We start from the raw sequence: 16,083 nt of genomic DNA on the forward strand, positions 1-16,083 counted from the left end.
ACTGCGGAATCATAGGGTAAGCCACGCCCGGTTTTGCAATATTTCGGCCCCGGCGCGCTGCTATCCTGTTTGGCAGATATTGCCCGAAGGAGCATCGTATGACTACGCGTGAAGACTGCGTCGCCGCAGACCGGAAAGACCCGCTGGCCGCCCTGAAAGACCGTTTTGAATTGCCGCCCGGCGTGCTCTATATGGACGGTAATTCGCTGGGCGTGATGCCTAAGGCCGCCGCGGCCCGCGCCGCCGGCGTCATCACGCAGGAATGGGGCACCGGCTTGATCCGCAGCTGGAACACTGCCGGCTGGTTTGAATTGCCCGCCCGCCTGGGCGATAAGTTGGGCAGCCTGCTGGGCGCCCGCGAAGGCGAACTGGTCGTGACCGACACCACGTCGCTGAACATCTTCAAGGCGCTGGCCGCCGGGCTGCGTATCCAGCAGCAGAAGCAGCCGGCCCGCCGCGTCATCCTGTCTGAACGCGACAACTTCCCGACCGACCTGTACATGATCCAGGGCATGATCGACCTGCTGCAGCAGGGCTACGAGATGCGCTTGATCGATGACGAACTGCCGCTGGACAAGGCGCTGGACGAGTCCGTCGCCGTGATGCTGCTGTCGCACGTGAACTATCGCAGCGGCCAGATGCACGACATGGCCGCCGTGACCGCGCTGGCGCACGAGCGCGGCGCGCTGACCATCTGGGACCTGGCGCATGCCGCAGGCGCCGTGCCGGTCGACTTGAACGGCGCCAACGCCGACTTCGCCGTGGGCTGCACCTATAAATACTTGAACGGCGGCCCGGGTTCGCCGGCCTTTATCTGGGTGGCGCCGCGCCATACCCAGGACTTCTGGCAGCCGCTATCCGGCTGGTGGGGCCACACGCGCCCGTTCGACATGGCCGTGGCCTACGAGCCGGCCGGCGGCATCCGCCGTTATCTCTGCGGCACGCAGCCCATCGTGTCGCTGTCGCTGGTGGAATGCGGCCTGGACGTGGCTCATGCCGCCAACATGGCCGACGTGCGCAGCAAGTCGCTGGCATTGGGCGACCTGTTCATCGCGCTGGTCGAAGAACGCTGCGAAGGCCATCCGCTGACGCTGGTCACGCCGCGCAAACACGCCGACCGCGGCAGCCACGTCAGCTTCCGCCATCCCAACGGCTACGAGGTGATGCAGGCGTTGATCGCGCGCGGCCTGATCGGCGACTATCGCGAACCCGAGGTGCTGCGCTTTGGCCTGACGCCGCTGTACTTCGGCTACGCCGACGTATGGGATGCGGTGGATATCCTGAAAGACGTGCTGGATAGCCGCGCCTGGGACAAGCCTGAATTCAAGCAGCGGTCCGCCGTGACCTGAACGTCCTGACGCGTTGCCTGATCGCGCGGGCCCGAGCGGCCCTACATCCAGAAAAAGAGCGCAGTACAAGGAGGAGACAATGCAAAAACAACAACAGGGCTTCGGCCAGATCACCCAGCGCGAACAGGGCTTGAAGCGTCGCCTGACCTCGGGCCAGATGAGCATGATCGCCATTGGCGGCGCCATCGGCACGGGCCTGTTCCTGGGCAGCAAGTTCGCCATCGGGTTCGCCGGGCCCAGCGTGATCATCAGTTATGCCATCGGCGGGGTGATCACGCTGCTGCTGATGGGCTGCCTGGCCGAGATGACGGTGGCGCATTCCACCTCTGGTTCCTTCGGCGCCTATGCCGAGCATTACGTGGGGCCGTTGGCGGGCTTCCTGGTGCGCTATGCGTACTGGTCGTGCGTCGTGCTGGCAGTAGGCACCGAAGTGACGGCGGTAGCCGAATACATGAAGTTCTGGTTTCCGGGCGTGCCAGGCTGGCAGTGGGTATGCGTGTTTTCGGCGGCGTTGATCTTCATCAACGCGATGAGCGTCAAGGCCTTCGGCACCATCGAATACTGGTTTTCGACCATCAAGATCACGGCGATCGTGGCCTTCATCATCCTGGGCGCCTATGTTGTCTGGGGCAATCCGCAGTACGGCACGGCGCTGTATACCTCGCACGGCGGCTTTTTTCCGAATGGCGTGTGGGGCATGTGGGTCGCCGTGGTGATCTCGATCTTCAGCTACCTCAGCGTAGAGATGATCGCGGTGGCCGCTGGCGAAGCCGAAGATCCGGAACGCGCCGTCAAGAAGGCGTTCCGCGCCACCATCGTCCGGCTGGTCGTTTTCTACCTGCTGACGCTGGCGCTGATCCTGGCCATCGTGCCGTGGGACGAAGCCGGCAAGGGCGGCAGCCCGTTCGTGAAAGTGATGCAGGCGCTAGAGATTCCGGGCGCGGCAGGCGTCATCAATTTCATCGTATTGGTGGCGGCATTGTCCGCCATGAACAGCCAGCTCTACATCACGACGCGCATGATGTTCAGCCTGTCTCGCGCCGGGCACGCGCCATCCGCGTTCGGCCGGCTGACCCGCAGCGGCACGCCGCTGAACGCGCTGCTGCTGTCCACCAGCGGGATCGCCATCGCGGCCGTGTTGAATGCGCTGTACCCCGAAACCTCGTTCACGCTGATGATGGCGATTTCGATGTTCGGCGCGTTGTTCACCTGGATGATGATCTTCGTCACGCACTATTTCTTCCGCCGCCGTTGGGCGCGCGAAGGGGGCGCTGCGCTGTCGTTTCGGATGCCGGGCTTTCCGGCGCTGACGCTGCTGGGCGCGGTTGCGATGCTGGCCATTCTGGTCACGACGGCCTTCACCGGCGTGTTCAAGATGACGCTGGTCTTTGGCGTTCCCTTCCTGCTGATCCTGGCCGCGCTGTATTTCCTGCTGTTCAAGAAAAGCGGCGAAACGCTGCTGTTGCAGGCGCGCGACCAGCAAGGGTGACCCGGGCCGCCAACCGCGCCCGGATCATCGCCGGGGTTGCAGCCCGGGTTACCGCCTGGCCTGCCGCCCCGGACCGGACGCGCATTGCCGGATCGCCGCCAGCATGGCGCGGGCGCGGGCCGGTAGCGAACGCGACGCGTACACGGCGTGCATTTGCGGCGCGGCGCCCTGGGCCGAGGTCACGGTATACGCCGGACACACGCGCACCAGCGCGCCACGTTCGATTTCCGGCTGCGCGGCCCAGTCCGCCAGCCGCGCGATCCCCATGCCTTGCAAAACCATCGCCATCAGGCCGCTGCCGCTGCTGACCCGGACAGCGGGCTCGGCGTGAAAGCGCACAATGCGCTGATCGTCCCGCAGGTGCCAATCCTTCAGCACGCGGGGGCCGGTGTGCATTACCAGGCGGTGCGCTGTCAGGTCTTCGGGCTGGCGGGGCAGGCCCATGCGGCGCACGTAGTCCGGGCTGGCGCACAGCAGGCGGTGATAGGGCCAGAGGCGCGCGCCCAGCAAATCGCTGGACGCCGGAAAGCCGCCGCGGATCGCAAAGTCCAGGCCTTCGGCGATGGGGTCCACCCATTTGTCGGTGTACAGAATGTCCATGCTGACGTCGGGGTGCGCGTCCGCGTACTGCCGCAGCACGGCGGGCAGCAGCGTCACCCCCAGCAGATCCGGCGCCGAAAAACGCACGCGTCCCTGCACGCCGCCCTGAGCGTCTTGAAGATCGTCTCGCGCTTGCGCCTCCAGCCGCAGCAGCTCGCGCGCGGACTGGAAGTAGCTTTCACCCTGCGGCGTCAGCACCACGCTACTTTTGCTGCGCAACAGCAACTGCGCGCCCACCTGGCGTTCCAGCGATTGCACGGCCCGGGTGACGGCGCTGGGCGAGGCGCCCAACGCGCGGGCGGCCAGGACGAAACTCTGGCGTTCGGCCACGGCGCAGAACACTTGGTATTCCCATAGCGCGCCTCGTTCCATGCGGATTCTCCATTGCGATTATCGCAACATGATATTGCAACGCTATGCTGGGCGCCCGGCCTAGACTGACGGCTTTCCCGCTTATTTTCTGTTCATCATGCCGCTGCCCTGCTATGTAGACCCGCTTTCCGGCGAACGCTATCCGATCACTGACGCACGCTGGTGCTCCAACGCCCAGACGCCGCTGATGATCTCGCCGTTGCCAGGCATCTCGCGCGATGACATCGATACCCGCGACCGCTCTATCTGGCGCTATCGCGCGGCCTTGCCGCAGGACATCGCAACGCCGGTGTCGATGGGCGAAGGCGGCACGCCGATGGTCGAGCGCGCTTGGGGCGGCCTGCGGCCGCACTTCAAACTGGAATGGTTCAACCCCACGTGCAGCTTCAAGGACCGGGGCGCGGCGGTGATGCTGTCATGGCTGCGCCAGATCGGCATCCCGGCGGTGGCCGAGGACAGCTCGGGCAACGGCGGCGCGGCCATCGCGGCCTTCGGCGCGGCGGCGGGCATGGGGGTAACCATCTTCGCGCCGGCCTATACGTCCATCGCCAAGGTGGCGCAGATCCGCGCGTTCGGCGCCGACGTGCGGCTTGTGGAAGGTCCGCGCGAGAATTCGCAGACTGAAGCCATCCGCGCTTCGCAAGATATCTTTTACGCCAGCCACAATTGGCAGCCGTTCTTTCTACAGGGCACCAAATCGATCGCCTACGAGATGTGGGAAGATTTTGGCTTCCAGGCGCCCGATAACATCGTGATTCCGGCGGGGGCGGGCAGCAACGTGCTGGGTTGCGCCATCGGCTTCGCCGAATTGCTGGCCGCGGGCCAGATCCGCCGTCTGCCCCGGCTGTTCGTGGCGCAGCCGTTGAATTGTTCGCCGGTGGACGCCAGCTTTCAGGCGGGGGCGGATGGGGCGGTGCCGCGCGCCGTGCTGCCTACCGTGGCGGAAGGCACGGCCATCAAGCATCCGGTGCGCTTGCGCGAGGTGCTGCAGGCCGTGCGGGCCAGCGGCGGCCAGACGGTGGCGGTGCCGGAGGCGGACATCGTGGCGGCAGTCAAGCGCCTGGCTCTGTCCGGCCTGTACGCCGAACCGACCAGCGCGACGGCGGCGGCCGCGCTGGACGTACTGCAGGCGCGCGGCGCGATCCAGGCCGGCGAACGCACGGTCGTGCTGCTGACCGGTACCGGCATCAAGTCCACGCAGTTCATGACGGACCTGTATTCGACGGCGCCTTGAACCGGGCGCGGGCCTGTCCGGAAGACCGGCGGGCCTGCGCCGCGGTCAGCTGGACTGGGCCGCCACGGTGCGTTCGTTCGACGCGGCCAGCTCGGGCGCAAGCGAGAACACGCGCAGGCGGTGCCCGTCCGGATCCAGCGCCACGAAGGTGCGCCCGAAATCCGCATCGGTGGGGGCTTGCAGGATGGGCAGGCCGCGCAGGCTCCATTCCCGATGGCGCTGGTCGACGGCGTCGGGATCGGCCACGGCGAACGCCAGTTCGGACGCGCCGCCGCGACCGGCCGCGGCCGGCTCCACCGTGTAGCGCGACCACAGCCCCAACTTCAGGCCGGAGTCCAGCACGAAGAGGGCGAAGGTCGCCGAATTCTCGACGGGCTCGCGTTGCAGCAGCGCGCTGTAGAACGCGGCGCTGGCCTGGGGCTTTTCGACGTAGAAGAGGACGTAGTTGGTGTCGGACATGAGGCGCTCCTGGTGGTTGATGCGCTCATGTTAGGCAGGGGTACTGTCAGTTTTTGGCAGTAGCGTGCATCAGGCTTGTTGCTGTTCCTGGTGAATTCCGCGCCACTCTTTCAGCAAGGCGTGACGACGCCGGGGATAGCGGTCGCCGGCAGTCAGCGCGGCGATGCGGTCCGTGCGGAAATGCCGGAAATCCTGGCGCAGCTCGCACCAGGCCATCACTAGCCGCACACTGTCGAAAAAGCCCAGCGCGAACGGCCAGATCACGCGAGCGGAATCGGATCCCTTGTCATCGCGGTACTGGATCTCCAGTTTGCGCTCGTTGCGGATGGCTTGCCGGATCAGCGCCACGTCCACCCGGTCGATGACCGCGCTGGCGCTGGGGGCGACCAGCAAAGGAATGGCGTCCAGTTCGTCGCGCAGCTCTTGTGGCAGCACCGCGCCGATTTTGGCCAGGGCGTTGCGGGCGGCCAGGCCCAGGCGTTCGTCGGAACGTCCGGCCACCCAGCGCGTGCCCAGCACCAAGGCTTCGATCTCTTCCGTGCTGAACATCAGGGGCGGCAGCATGAAGCCGGGGCGCAGCACGTACCCCACACCGGGTTCGCCCTCGATTTCGGCGCCCTGGCATTGCAGCGTCGCGATATCGCGGTACAGCGTGCGCAGGCTGATGCCCATTTCGGCGGCCAGCCGGTGGCCGCTGACAGGCAAGCGGTGGCGGCGCAGGGTCTGGAGCAGCTCCAGCAGTCGTTCGGTGCGGGACATGGCGGGGGAAAGGGACCGGATGCCGTAATGCTGCCATGAAATGGCAGTATTGGGTCGGCTATTCGGGCGGCTATTCCGCAAGCCCTGCGGGAGCGCATGGGCGCTCCCGCGGCAGAACGGCCTTAAGAGCCGACCTTCTTGCCCGTCGCCACGTCGATCACCGAGCCGTCTTCCAGGCTGACGCGGTAGATCTCGCGCACGACGTTGCCGGCAAAGCCGATTTCAACGATGGAAACGTCTTTGAATGTGGTGTTTATGCCATCGGGCAGCACGGCATTGAACTTGTCCGACTCCTGCTTCATGGCGTCCTGCAAGCGGGTGTCGTAGATTGCCATGCTGTAGACCAGCGTGGTGTGCGGGTTGTGGGCGCGCACTTCTTTGCCGTCCTGCATGATGTTGACGCCGCTGACGCCCATTGTCTTGACAAGGTTTTTGCCCGCATCGCCCATCTTGGCGTAGACGGGGCCCGTCACGCGCGGCAGCGGGCCGTCGCGCAACGGAGCCAGCGCGGCGGTCGCCACGGTGTTGTACCGCATCATGTCTTCAAAGCCCTGGCCGCTTTTGACGACCCCCAGATCCAGCCACCACGGATGGCCGGCGCCCTTGGCGGCTTCCGTCGGGTAGAAGGTCTTCAGCGTGACCTGCAGCGGGGCGGGCGGCTTGGGCAGGGCGCGCAGCATGCGGGCGGGGGTCTCGGGATCGGCGCTGTGGATATGGACCACGGTGACGTGCGGCATGTTGGGCGTGTCGGCCTCGGTCTTCAGGCCCAGCGCCAACAGGTCCTGCTTGAGCGTGCCGGTGATCTTGGCGTCCAGGACGGCGTTGACGTCTTGCGGCAGGCGGTACACCACGCCGTAGGTGGCCTTGTGGGCGCGGAACTCCGGCTTGTCCAGGGCGCTGTTGTCGATGGGGGCGGCGCCCTGGGCGGCGAACGAGGTGGCGAACAGGCCGAGGGCGGCCAGGTGGAATGCACGTTTGATCATGGGGAATCCCTTGTCGTTGTTGACGTGACCCGCGAGAGTCATCCGCAGTGTGGCCACTGCGGATGTACGGGGTATTGCACCAGCCGAAAGAATCCCGATACCAGTCCCCACTTGGCCGATAGGTGGCGGCGGCGGCCGGTATCCATCCAGCGCCTGCGCCGGGATCCGGCGCTAGACCGTGAAGACGATGGCCACGATGGCGATGCCCAGCACCAGGTTCACGCCCACCCAGCGGCGGATGCCCGCCATCGCCTGGCCGCCTTTCGGCCAATCGGACGCCGCGACGGCGACGGCCAGGCGCTTGTAGAGCACAAAGCGGATGTGGCCGAAGATGGCCATCATCACGATGCCGCCCGATGCCATCAGCGTCCAGCCCAGCGGCATGAAAAACGCCCCGCCCGTGCGCACGGCCTGGCCGGCCTCCTGGCCGATCATCGACATGCCCGTCAGCAGGATCAGCACGATCGCCACCAGCACGGCGTTCAGGAAGGGGCCCAGCACCGACGCCATCAGCTTCAGGCGCACCGGCGGTTCCAACCGCGCGGCCGCCGGCCGCAGGAAACAGTGCGCGAACAGCATGCCGCCGACCCACAGGATCACGGCCATCACATGGATGAATTTCACGACGCTATAGAACATTGCGGGCAGCCTGCAAGGGTAGGGCCGCGGAATGCGGCCCGGTCTGTCCCCATCATATCGCCGCAACATAATCTTGCGCGGACTTGACCGGAATCAGGGTTTTGCATTTAGAATGAGATTGATTTCTATTTATACATAGTGTTCCGGGAGCCCGTCGTGCCGAACCCTGTACTCGCTTCAGGCGACGCCGTTCAACTTTTGTACCGCACGCATCATGGATGGCTGCACGGCTGGTTGCGGGCGAAATTGGGCAATACCTTTGATGCGGCCGACCTGGCCCAGGACACGTTCGTGCGGGTGCTGCGGCACCGCCACGAACTGGACGCGCTGCGGGAACCGCGCGCCTACCTGACGACGATCGCCAAGCGCCTGCTGCTGAACCATCACCGGCGCCGCTCGGTTGAAGACGCCTACCTGGAAGCGCTGGCGCTAATGCCGGAAGCGGTGGCGCCGTCGGCCGAGCATCGGCTGATCATCCTGGAAACGCTGCAGGAAATCGATGAAATGCTGTCCGGGCTGTCTTGGCCCGCGCGCCAGGCGTTCCTGATGGCGCAGCTGGAAGGGCTGAGCCATGGCGAAATCGCCGAACGGCTCAATGTGTCGCTGCGGTCCGTGCACCGGTACATCGCCCGTGGGTTCGAGCAATGCATCATGGCGGTGGCGTGAGCGCGCCGGCTGGCGAGCTGCCTGCCGTCGAGCGCAATGTGGCGCGCGAGGCGGCGCGCTGGCTGCTGCGGCTGAGTTCGGGCCGCGCGACCGATGCGGACGTGCATGCCTGCGATCAGTGGCGCGCCAGCAAGGCCGAACATGAACACGCCTGGCAACGCGCCCAACGGGTGAACCAGCGCTTTGGCCTGATCCCGGCGGCGCTCGGCATGGCGACGCTGAACCGGCCGCAATTGCAGCAGCGGCGCGCGGCGTTGAAGGCGCTGGTGGCCTTGATGATGGCTGGCCCCCTCGGATGGGCCGCGTGGCGCGCCGATCCCCTGGACTGGACGGCGGACTATCGCAGCGGGCCTGGCCAGCGGCGCGATATCACGCTGGCCGACGGCTCCACCGTGCATCTGAATACGGCCAGCGCAGTGGACGTGGCGTTCGACGCCGCGACGCGGCTCGTGCGCCTGCGGTCGGGCGAGATCGCCGTGCATGCGGTGGCGGATGCTTCACCCCATGCGCGGCCGTTCGTGGTCCGCACGAGCCTGGGTGATATCGAGGCGATGCCGTCGCGCTTCTGCGTGCGCCAAGAGGGCGGGCAATGCCAGGTCAGCGTGCAGGAAGGGCAAGTCCGTGTCAGCAGCGGTGCAAACCCGGGCCGCATGCTTGGTCTTGCGGCGGGCGAGCAGGGCAAGCTGATGGCGGACGGCGTCTCCGCGCCTTCGCCCGCCGATCCGCATGCCAGCGATTGGATGCGCGGCGTGCTGTACGCCAACCAATTGCGCCTGGACGCATTCGCCTCCGAATTGGGGCGGTACCGCTCGGGCGTGCTGCGTTGCGATCCGGCCATCGCGCATCTGCGCATCTCCGGCGCCTTCCAGTTGAACGACACGGATGCCGTGCTGGCCGCCTTGCCGGCGACGCTGCCGGTGCAGGTCCGCTACCGCACGGCCTATTGGGTGACGATCGGGCCTCGGGTGGGGGCCGCGTGATTTTCGGCCGTTACAAAATAGTGGCGCCCAAGCTGTCCGGTTCGCGATTCACGAGGGTCATGGTCTGTATAGGCAAACGAATGCCGATACCCGTTGGATCGAAAGGACGACCATGGCTTATCTACCCGCCGGCCGCGCAAGCGGCTCCCGAAACGCTCCGGACGCGCAGGTCCGGTTGACCCGCCTGACCTGCGCCGTGCATGCCGCATTGGCGTTCGCGGCCGTCGCCAGCGTCATGTTGCCGATGACCGCCGCGCAAGCGCAGGCCACCGCGCAAGCGGCGGGGCAGGCCGCCGCGCGCAGCTATCGCATCCCGGCCGGCGCCTTGGCCGAGGCGCTGCCGCGTTTTGCGGACAGCGCCGGCGTGACGGTGCTGTTCGACGCCGCGCTGGTGGGGCAACGCCGTTCTGGCGGGCTGGACGGCACGTACTCCGTCAGTGAAGGCTTCGCGCGCTTGCTGGCTGGTAGCGGCCTGGCCGCGCAAGAGCGCAGCGCCGGGGTCTTCGTGCTGTTGGCCGCGCCGCAACCGGGCGTGACGCTGCTTACCCCGGTGCAGGTGGAAGGCGAGGGGGCCGTGGTGACGCCCGCCTGGGAAACCAGCACCGACCGCAAAAAAATGGACGACCTTCAGATCAAGAATTGGAGCGATCTGGGCAAGCGCGCCGAAGCGGGCGTGACCTTCAATCGGACGACCAACAGCATCAACATCCGCGGCCTGGATCAGGACCGGGTGTTGACGCGCGTGGACGGCATCCGCTTACCGTGGCTGGACGATGGCGCGCGCGGCGTGAAGGGCGGCCTGGAGGCCGTGGACTTCAACAGCCTGTCGCGGCTGGACATCGTGCGCGGCGCCGATTCGACCGGCGGCGGCTCGGGCGCCCTGTCCGCCACCGCCGACTTGTACACGCTGGAACCGTCCGACCTGCTGACCGGCGGCAAGACGTTCGGCGCGCTGGCCAAGACCGATTACGATTCCGCCGACGCCAGCTGGGGCGCCAACGCCGCGCTGGCGGGCCAGATCCACAGCAACACGTTCTGGCTGGTGCAGGCCGGCGTGCGCAACGGCCACGATGTGGACAACCGCGGCGATGTCGGCGGCTACGGCCCCAAGCGCAGCCAGCCCAGCCCCGAAGACTACGACCAGCAGAGCTTCCTGATGAAGCTGCAGCAACGGGTCGAAGGCGGGCACCGATTCGGCCTGACTGGCGAGTATTTCAAGCGCCGCGCCGACATCGACAACATGTACGACCAAGGCGCGGGCACCAGCTACCTGTACGGCGAAAACAGCACCAAGAAGGAAACCGAGCGCGAACGCGTGTCGTTCGATTATTCCTATAAAGCGCCCGGCGAAGGCAGCCTGATCGACACCGCCACCGCCGTCGTCTATTGGCAGCGCATGCGGCTGGACAACGCCCTGGACGGCGTGCGCAGCGTGGATTCCCGCGCGCGCATCATCCCTGGCGATCCGTTCCGCTACGGCTTTCCCAGCGGTCCCTACGGACGCAGCAATTCCATCCAGCAGACGTTGTTCGGCGTGAATGGCGAACTGACCAAACGGCTGGGCGGCGCCTCGGTATCGCAGCTGTGGACTGTGGGCGGCGAGTGGTACGGCAACAAGACCGAGCAGAACTCCAGCGGGTACGACAACTGCCCGGTGGTGCGCCCGGGCCTGCCCGCGCCGTTCGGCCCGCGTTCGTGCGACATGCTGCACACCAACCAGGCCGACGTGCCGCAATCCAAGGGCAACCAATGGGCGTTGTGGGTGCAGGACGAATTCAGCTTCGCTGACGGCCGCTATACCGTCATGCCCGCGCTGCGCTACGACCACTACGAACAAAAGCCCCAGTCCACCGCCAGCTACGAAAGCAATCCCAACGCAGGCGCCTTGCCGCCGTCCAATAGCGGTAACCGTTTCTCGCCCAAGCTGCTGGGCACATGGAAAGCGGCCGAGCAACTGAGCCTGTACGCCCAGTATGCCTACGGTTTCAAGGCGCCCAGCGCCAGCCAGCTCTACACCAACTACGGTGGCCCCGGAACCTATCTGCGCGTGGGCAATCCCTATCTGAAGCCCGAAACCAGCAAGGGGTGGGAATTGGGCGCCAAGATGGGCAGCGACGACCTGGGCGGTGCGGTATCGTTGTTTGATAATCGTTATCAGAACTTCATCGATGCCAATCAGCCGTTGAACCCGAGCTCGCCGCAGTGGCAGCCGGGTTGGACGGGGCAGTATCCGCTGGGCATCACGGGCAACGTCAACCGCGCGAAGGTCCGCATCTACGGCGCCGAAGCCAGCGCGCATTGGAAGTTCGCGCCGGGTTGGCGCACGTGGGGCTCGGTGGCATGGACCGTGGGCAAGGATGAAGGCACGGGGCAGCACCTGAATTCGGTGGCGCCGTTGAAGGCCATCGTCGGTGTGGGTTATGGCCGAGACGTATGGGGCGTGGACGCCCTGTTGACCACCGCGCTCAAGCGCGACAAGGTCGAATACCCCGATGGCCCGCCGGCGGCAGCCAATGCCGACTTCCAGGCGCCGGGTTACGGCGTGGTGGACTTGATGGGCTATTGGCGTCCGGCCACGGTGAAGGGGCTGCAAGTGCAGGCTGGCGTGTTCAACCTGTTCGACAAGAAGTACTGGGAAGCCATCAACGTGCCCACCGCAGGGACCCAGGCGCTGCCGCGCACGGTGGATTGGTATACGGAACCGGGCCGCAGCGTTCGGGTGTCGCTGACGTACCAGTATTGATTTCGCGCCACCGCCGCCCGCATGCGGGTCCGGCGGTGGTTTTTCAAGAATGCTCTGCTCTGGCCGGAGGGCCTACGATGACGAACCAAGATTTCAACTCCCGCGCGCAAGCGCTGCGCGTCCGCAACGACGAACTGGCGGTCGCGCAACCCGGGTTGCGCGCCCGCAACCTTGCCCAGGCGCTGGGCGTGTCCGAAGCGGAATGGGTTGCTGCCGGTTGTGGCGGGGTGAAGGCGACCGCGCTGCACGGCGCGCCCCAAGCCATCTTCCGCGAATTCGGCACGCTGGGCGAAGTGATGGCGCTGACGCGCAACGACTGGTGTGTGCACGAACGTCACGGCGCCTACCTGGACATCCAGGCCGATGGCCCGGTGGGCCTGGTGTTGGGGCCGGACATCGACCTGCGCGTGTTCTTCTCCGCCTGGAAGTCCGCCTGGGCGGTCGAGCAGGATGGCCGCCACAGCCTGCAATTCTTTGACGGCGCCGGCGTGGCCGTGCACAAGGTCTATCGCACCGATGCCACGGACGCCGCCGCCTACGCAGCGCTGGTCGCCAAGTTCGCAGGCGAACCGCAATGGCCGGAAACCACCGCCTATGCTCCCGCCGCCGACGCTGAACAGATCGAAGACGCTGCGGGCTGGCGCGAAGCCTGGCTTGGCATGAAAGACACACACGAGTTCTTCCCGCTGCTGCGAAAGTTCAAGGTGTCGCGCCTGGCCGCGCTGGCTGCGGCGGGCGAAGACCTGGCGCAGCCCGTGCCGGCGGAATCCGTGGAACGCATGCTGCAATCGGCCGCCGAATCGGGCCTGTCGATCATGTGCTTCGTGGGCAACCGCGGCATGATCCAGATCCATACCGGTCCCGTGCAGCAACTGCGCCGCACCGGCCCCTGGTACAACGTGCTTGACCCCAAGTTCAACCTGCATCTGGACACCACCGCTATCGCGTCGGCCTGGGTCGTGAACAAGCCCACCTCCGATGGTTGGGTGACGTCGCTGGAGGTGTACGCGGCCAACGGCGACCTGATCGTGCAGTTCTTCGGCGAACGCAAACCGGGCAAGCCCGAACTGACCGGCTGGCGCGAATTGATGATCAGCTTGTGCGGCGCACCCTTGGCCGCCTAAGGATCCCTTGATGAAAAAGTGGCTGGCAATTGCATTGGGCTGGGTGATGGCGGCGGGCGTGCATGCCGCCGAACCCAGCCGGGTCGTGACGCTGGGCGGCAGCGTGACGGAAATCGTCTATGGCCTGGGGCAGGGCGACCGGCTGGTGGGTGACGACCTGTCCAGCCTGTATCCCGAAGCCGCCACCAAACTGCCGCGCGTGGGCTACTACCGCGCCGTTCCGGTGGAAGGCGTGCTGTCGCTAAAACCTGACTTGGTGCTGGCGTCGGAGCAGGCTGGCCCGCCGGATGCGCTCAAGCGCCTGCAGGGCGTGGGCGTTCGGGTCGTGACGGTGTCGGACGCGCCCTCGGTGGATTCGCTGAAGGCGCGTATCCGCAGCGTGGCCGACGCGCTGGGCGTGGCGCCGGCCGGCGAACGCATGGTGGACGAGGTTACGCGGGAACTGGCTCGCGCCGAAGCCTTGCCCGCCACCCGCGCTCGGGCGTTGCTGCTTATCAACCGGACCGGGTCGCCGCAAGGCGCGGGCCGCGACACGGCCGCCAACGAAGTCATGCACTTGGCGGGGCTGGTCAACGTGCTGCATGATCAGCAAGGCTACAAGCCCTTGTCGGCCGAAGCGGTCGGCGCGCTGGCGCCCGACCTGATCGTGGTGACGCAGGCCTCGCTGGATGCAGGCGGCGGCATGGAGGCCTTCCTGCGCCTGCCGGGCATTGCCTCCACGCAAGCCGCAGCCAAGCGGCGGGTGGTCGTGATGGACGATCTGCTGATCCTGGGCATGGGGCCGCGTCTGCCGCTGGCGTTGACCGAATTGAAGAAGGAGGTCGCGGATGTCATGGCGCGTTAGCGCGCCATGGGCGTTGGGCCTCTTGGCCGCGGCCTTGGTGCTGGCGGCGCTGGCCGCCACGGCCAATGGCGCGGTGGCCATCCCGATGCGCGAACTGCCGTCCTTGCTATGGGGCGCGGCCACGCCGGAAAACGCCCTGTGGCGCAATGTGCTGATCGACATCCGCCTGCCGCGCGTGCTGTTCGCGATGGTGACCGGGGCGGGCTTGGCGATATCGGGCGCGGCCATGCAGGCGCTGTTCAGGAACCCGCTGGCCGAACCCGGCCTGATCGGCATTTCGGCGGGGGGCGCGCTGGGGGCGGTTGCCGCCATCGTGCTGTTGTCGGGCGGGTTCTGGGTCACGGCGCCCTCGGCATTCATCGGCAGCCTGCTGGCGACGCTGTGCGCCTATGCGATTGGCCGCCGGGTGCCGGGCGTGGCGGGCCTGCTGCTGGCCGGCGTGGCGATCACCGCGATGGCATTCAGCCTGATCGGCGTGCTGACGTTCATCGCCACCGATGCGCAATTGCGCGATCTGACTTTCTGGAACATGGGCAGCCTGGGCGGGGCCAACTGGACCCTGCTGGCTTTCCTGGGCCCGTGGGTCCTGCTCGTCAGCGTGTGGCTGGTCAGCCAGTGGCGCGTCATGAACGCCTTGCTGCTGGGCGAACGCGAAGCGCAGCATTTGGGCTATGCGCTGAAACGCGTGCGGGCCAAGCTGGTGCTGGCCAGCGCGTTGATCGTCGGCCCGCTGGTCGCCGCCACGGGCACCATCGTTTTTGTCGGGCTGGTGGTGCCGCATCTGGTGCGCATGACGCTGGGCGCCAATCACCGCTGGCTGCTGCCCGCCACTGTCATCGCCGGTGCGTTGGCGCTGGTATTGGCCGATTGGGCGGCCCGCACGGCGGTCGTGCCGGCCGAATTGCCGATCGGCCTGGTGACGGGCTTGGTGGGCGGCCCCTTCTTCCTGTGGCTGCTGGCGCGCGGAAGGAGAATCGGATGACCCTTTCCGCACGCAACCTGACGCTGTCCCGAGGGGGCGCGCGCATCCTGACCGACGTATCGCTGGACGTTCAACCGGGCGAAGTCGTGGGCCTGCTGGGCGCCAACGGCGCGGGCAAGTCGACCCTGCTGGGCGCGTTGGCGGCCGAGCTGACCTCCGACTCGGGCCAGGCGTGCCTGGACGGCATCGCGCTTGCCGCCCTGGCGCACCGGCAGCAGGCGCGCCGCCGCGCCGTGTTGCCTCAAAAGCCCGGATTGACCTTCGACTTGAATGTGCGGGAAGTCGTCGCCATGGGGGCGTATCCGTTTCCTGAATTGCCGCCCGCGCAGGTGGACGCATTGGTGACCCAGGCGCTGGAGCTGGCCGACGTGGCGCATCTGGACGGGCGCCGCTATCCCGAATTGTCCGGCGGCGAACAGCAGCGCGTGCAATTCGCCCGCGTGCTGGTGCAATGCCATGCCGCGCGAGGCCCCGGCGAAGCGCGTTACCTGCTGCTGGACGAGCCCACGGCCAGCCTGGACCCAAAGCACCAGATCGACCTGCTGCGCCGCGCCTGGGAACTGGCGCACGCCGGCAATACGGGCGTACTGGTGATCCTGCACGACATGAACCTGGCGGCGCGTTGGTGCGACCGCCTGCTGCTGCTGAGCGGCGGGCGGGGTATCGCGGCGGGCACGCCCGGCCAGGTGCTGACGCCGGCCAATCTGTATCTGGCCTACGGCATCGACGCCCAGGTGGTTGCGCACCCGCTGCAAGCCGGACGGCTGCTGGTGCTGACCGACTGAGAACGACACGGGCCGCGCGGGGTCGGTAAAATAGACGATACGCATGTATTCGCCAATTTCACCCATTACTCAACA

Annotated in this window: 15 protein-coding genes; 10 read left to right on the forward strand and 5 right to left on the reverse strand. The window is 66.6% G+C overall.

What is annotated here, in order from left to right; all coding sequences use genetic code 11:
• Nucleotides 1–98 precede the first annotated feature (98 nt).
• On the forward strand, nucleotides 99–1,349 hold the full coding sequence (kynU, locus tag ACI0FO_RS28195; protein ID WP_416031888.1) for a kynureninase: 1,251 nt from the start codon (nucleotides 99–101) through the stop codon (nucleotides 1,347–1,349).
• Nucleotides 1,350–1,428: 79 nt separating this feature from the next.
• Nucleotides 1,429–2,838 (forward strand): amino acid permease, encoded by a 1,410-nt coding sequence (locus tag ACI0FO_RS28200; protein ID WP_416031889.1) that lies wholly within the window; start codon nucleotides 1,429–1,431, stop codon nucleotides 2,836–2,838.
• A 48-nt stretch (nucleotides 2,839–2,886) separates the two neighbouring features.
• Here the strand turns inward: ACI0FO_RS28200 and ACI0FO_RS28205 are convergent, their stop codons facing one another.
• On the reverse strand, nucleotides 2,887–3,810 hold the full coding sequence (locus ACI0FO_RS28205) for a LysR family transcriptional regulator (RefSeq protein WP_416031890.1): 924 nt from the start codon (nucleotides 3,808–3,810) through the stop codon (nucleotides 2,887–2,889).
• A 97-nt stretch (nucleotides 3,811–3,907) separates the two neighbouring features.
• Here ACI0FO_RS28205 and ACI0FO_RS28210 point away from each other — a divergent pair, with 97 nt between their 5' ends.
• Nucleotides 3,908–5,044 carry a threonine synthase gene (locus ACI0FO_RS28210; RefSeq protein WP_416031891.1) on the forward strand — a complete coding sequence of 379 codons (1,137 nt, stop codon included), beginning with the start codon at nucleotides 3,908–3,910 and terminating at the stop codon, nucleotides 5,042–5,044.
• Nucleotides 5,045–5,089: 45 nt separating this feature from the next.
• Here ACI0FO_RS28210 and ACI0FO_RS28215 read toward each other — a convergent pair whose 3' ends face one another.
• From ACI0FO_RS28215 to ACI0FO_RS28230, 4 genes are all read right to left on the reverse strand, one after another.
• Nucleotides 5,090–5,503 carry a VOC family protein gene (locus ACI0FO_RS28215; RefSeq protein WP_416031892.1) on the reverse strand — a complete coding sequence of 138 codons (414 nt, stop codon included), beginning with the start codon at nucleotides 5,501–5,503 and terminating at the stop codon, nucleotides 5,090–5,092.
• A 69-nt stretch (nucleotides 5,504–5,572) separates the two neighbouring features.
• The gene (locus ACI0FO_RS28220) at nucleotides 5,573–6,262 is read right to left on the reverse strand and encodes a helix-turn-helix transcriptional regulator (protein WP_416031893.1); all 690 of its coding nucleotides are present in this window, start codon (nucleotides 6,260–6,262) and stop codon (nucleotides 5,573–5,575) included.
• Nucleotides 6,263–6,384: 122 nt separating this feature from the next.
• The gene (locus ACI0FO_RS28225; RefSeq protein WP_416031894.1) at nucleotides 6,385–7,245 is read right to left on the reverse strand and encodes a hypothetical protein; all 861 of its coding nucleotides are present in this window, start codon (nucleotides 7,243–7,245) and stop codon (nucleotides 6,385–6,387) included.
• A gap of 171 nt (nucleotides 7,246–7,416) precedes the next feature.
• The gene (locus ACI0FO_RS28230; RefSeq protein WP_416031895.1) at nucleotides 7,417–7,884 is read right to left on the reverse strand and encodes a CopD family protein; all 468 of its coding nucleotides are present in this window, start codon (nucleotides 7,882–7,884) and stop codon (nucleotides 7,417–7,419) included.
• Between the two features lie 156 nt (nucleotides 7,885–8,040).
• On the opposite strand from ACI0FO_RS28230, the gene ACI0FO_RS28235 reads away from it, so the two are divergent.
• The 7 genes from ACI0FO_RS28235 (at nucleotide 8,041) to ACI0FO_RS28265 (ending at nucleotide 16,008) form a co-directional block, all read left to right on the forward strand.
• Nucleotides 8,041–8,550, forward strand: a complete 510-nt coding sequence (locus tag ACI0FO_RS28235) for a sigma-70 family RNA polymerase sigma factor (RefSeq protein WP_416031896.1) — start codon at nucleotides 8,041–8,043, stop codon at nucleotides 8,548–8,550.
• Nucleotides 8,529–9,530 carry a FecR domain-containing protein gene (locus ACI0FO_RS28240; RefSeq protein WP_416031897.1) on the forward strand — a complete coding sequence of 334 codons (1,002 nt, stop codon included), beginning with the start codon at nucleotides 8,529–8,531 and terminating at the stop codon, nucleotides 9,528–9,530. The genes ACI0FO_RS28235 and ACI0FO_RS28240 overlap by 22 nt, the downstream gene beginning before the upstream one ends.
• A 112-nt stretch (nucleotides 9,531–9,642) precedes the next feature.
• Nucleotides 9,643–12,273 carry a TonB-dependent receptor gene (locus ACI0FO_RS28245; protein WP_416031898.1) on the forward strand — a complete coding sequence of 877 codons (2,631 nt, stop codon included), beginning with the start codon at nucleotides 9,643–9,645 and terminating at the stop codon, nucleotides 12,271–12,273.
• Nucleotides 12,274–12,350: 77 nt separating this feature from the next.
• Nucleotides 12,351–13,397, forward strand: coding sequence for a hemin-degrading factor (locus ACI0FO_RS28250; protein ID WP_416031899.1), 1,047 nt, complete (start codon nucleotides 12,351–12,353; stop codon nucleotides 13,395–13,397).
• A gap of 10 nt (nucleotides 13,398–13,407) precedes the next feature.
• The gene (locus tag ACI0FO_RS28255; RefSeq protein WP_416031900.1) at nucleotides 13,408–14,241 is read left to right on the forward strand and encodes a heme/hemin ABC transporter substrate-binding protein; all 834 of its coding nucleotides are present in this window, start codon (nucleotides 13,408–13,410) and stop codon (nucleotides 14,239–14,241) included.
• Nucleotides 14,225–15,223 carry a FecCD family ABC transporter permease gene (locus ACI0FO_RS28260; RefSeq protein ID WP_416031901.1) on the forward strand — a complete coding sequence of 333 codons (999 nt, stop codon included), beginning with the start codon at nucleotides 14,225–14,227 and terminating at the stop codon, nucleotides 15,221–15,223. Before ACI0FO_RS28255 ends, ACI0FO_RS28260 begins: the two co-directional genes overlap by 17 nt.
• Nucleotides 15,220–16,008 carry a heme ABC transporter ATP-binding protein gene (locus ACI0FO_RS28265; RefSeq protein ID WP_416031902.1) on the forward strand — a complete coding sequence of 263 codons (789 nt, stop codon included), beginning with the start codon at nucleotides 15,220–15,222 and terminating at the stop codon, nucleotides 16,006–16,008. The genes ACI0FO_RS28260 and ACI0FO_RS28265 overlap by 4 nt, the downstream gene beginning before the upstream one ends.
• Nucleotides 16,009–16,083: the final 75 nt, after the last annotated feature.

Source organism: Achromobacter marplatensis (assembly GCF_049060505.1).
Classification (GTDB): domain Bacteria; phylum Pseudomonadota; class Gammaproteobacteria; order Burkholderiales; family Burkholderiaceae_B; genus Achromobacter; species Achromobacter marplatensis_A.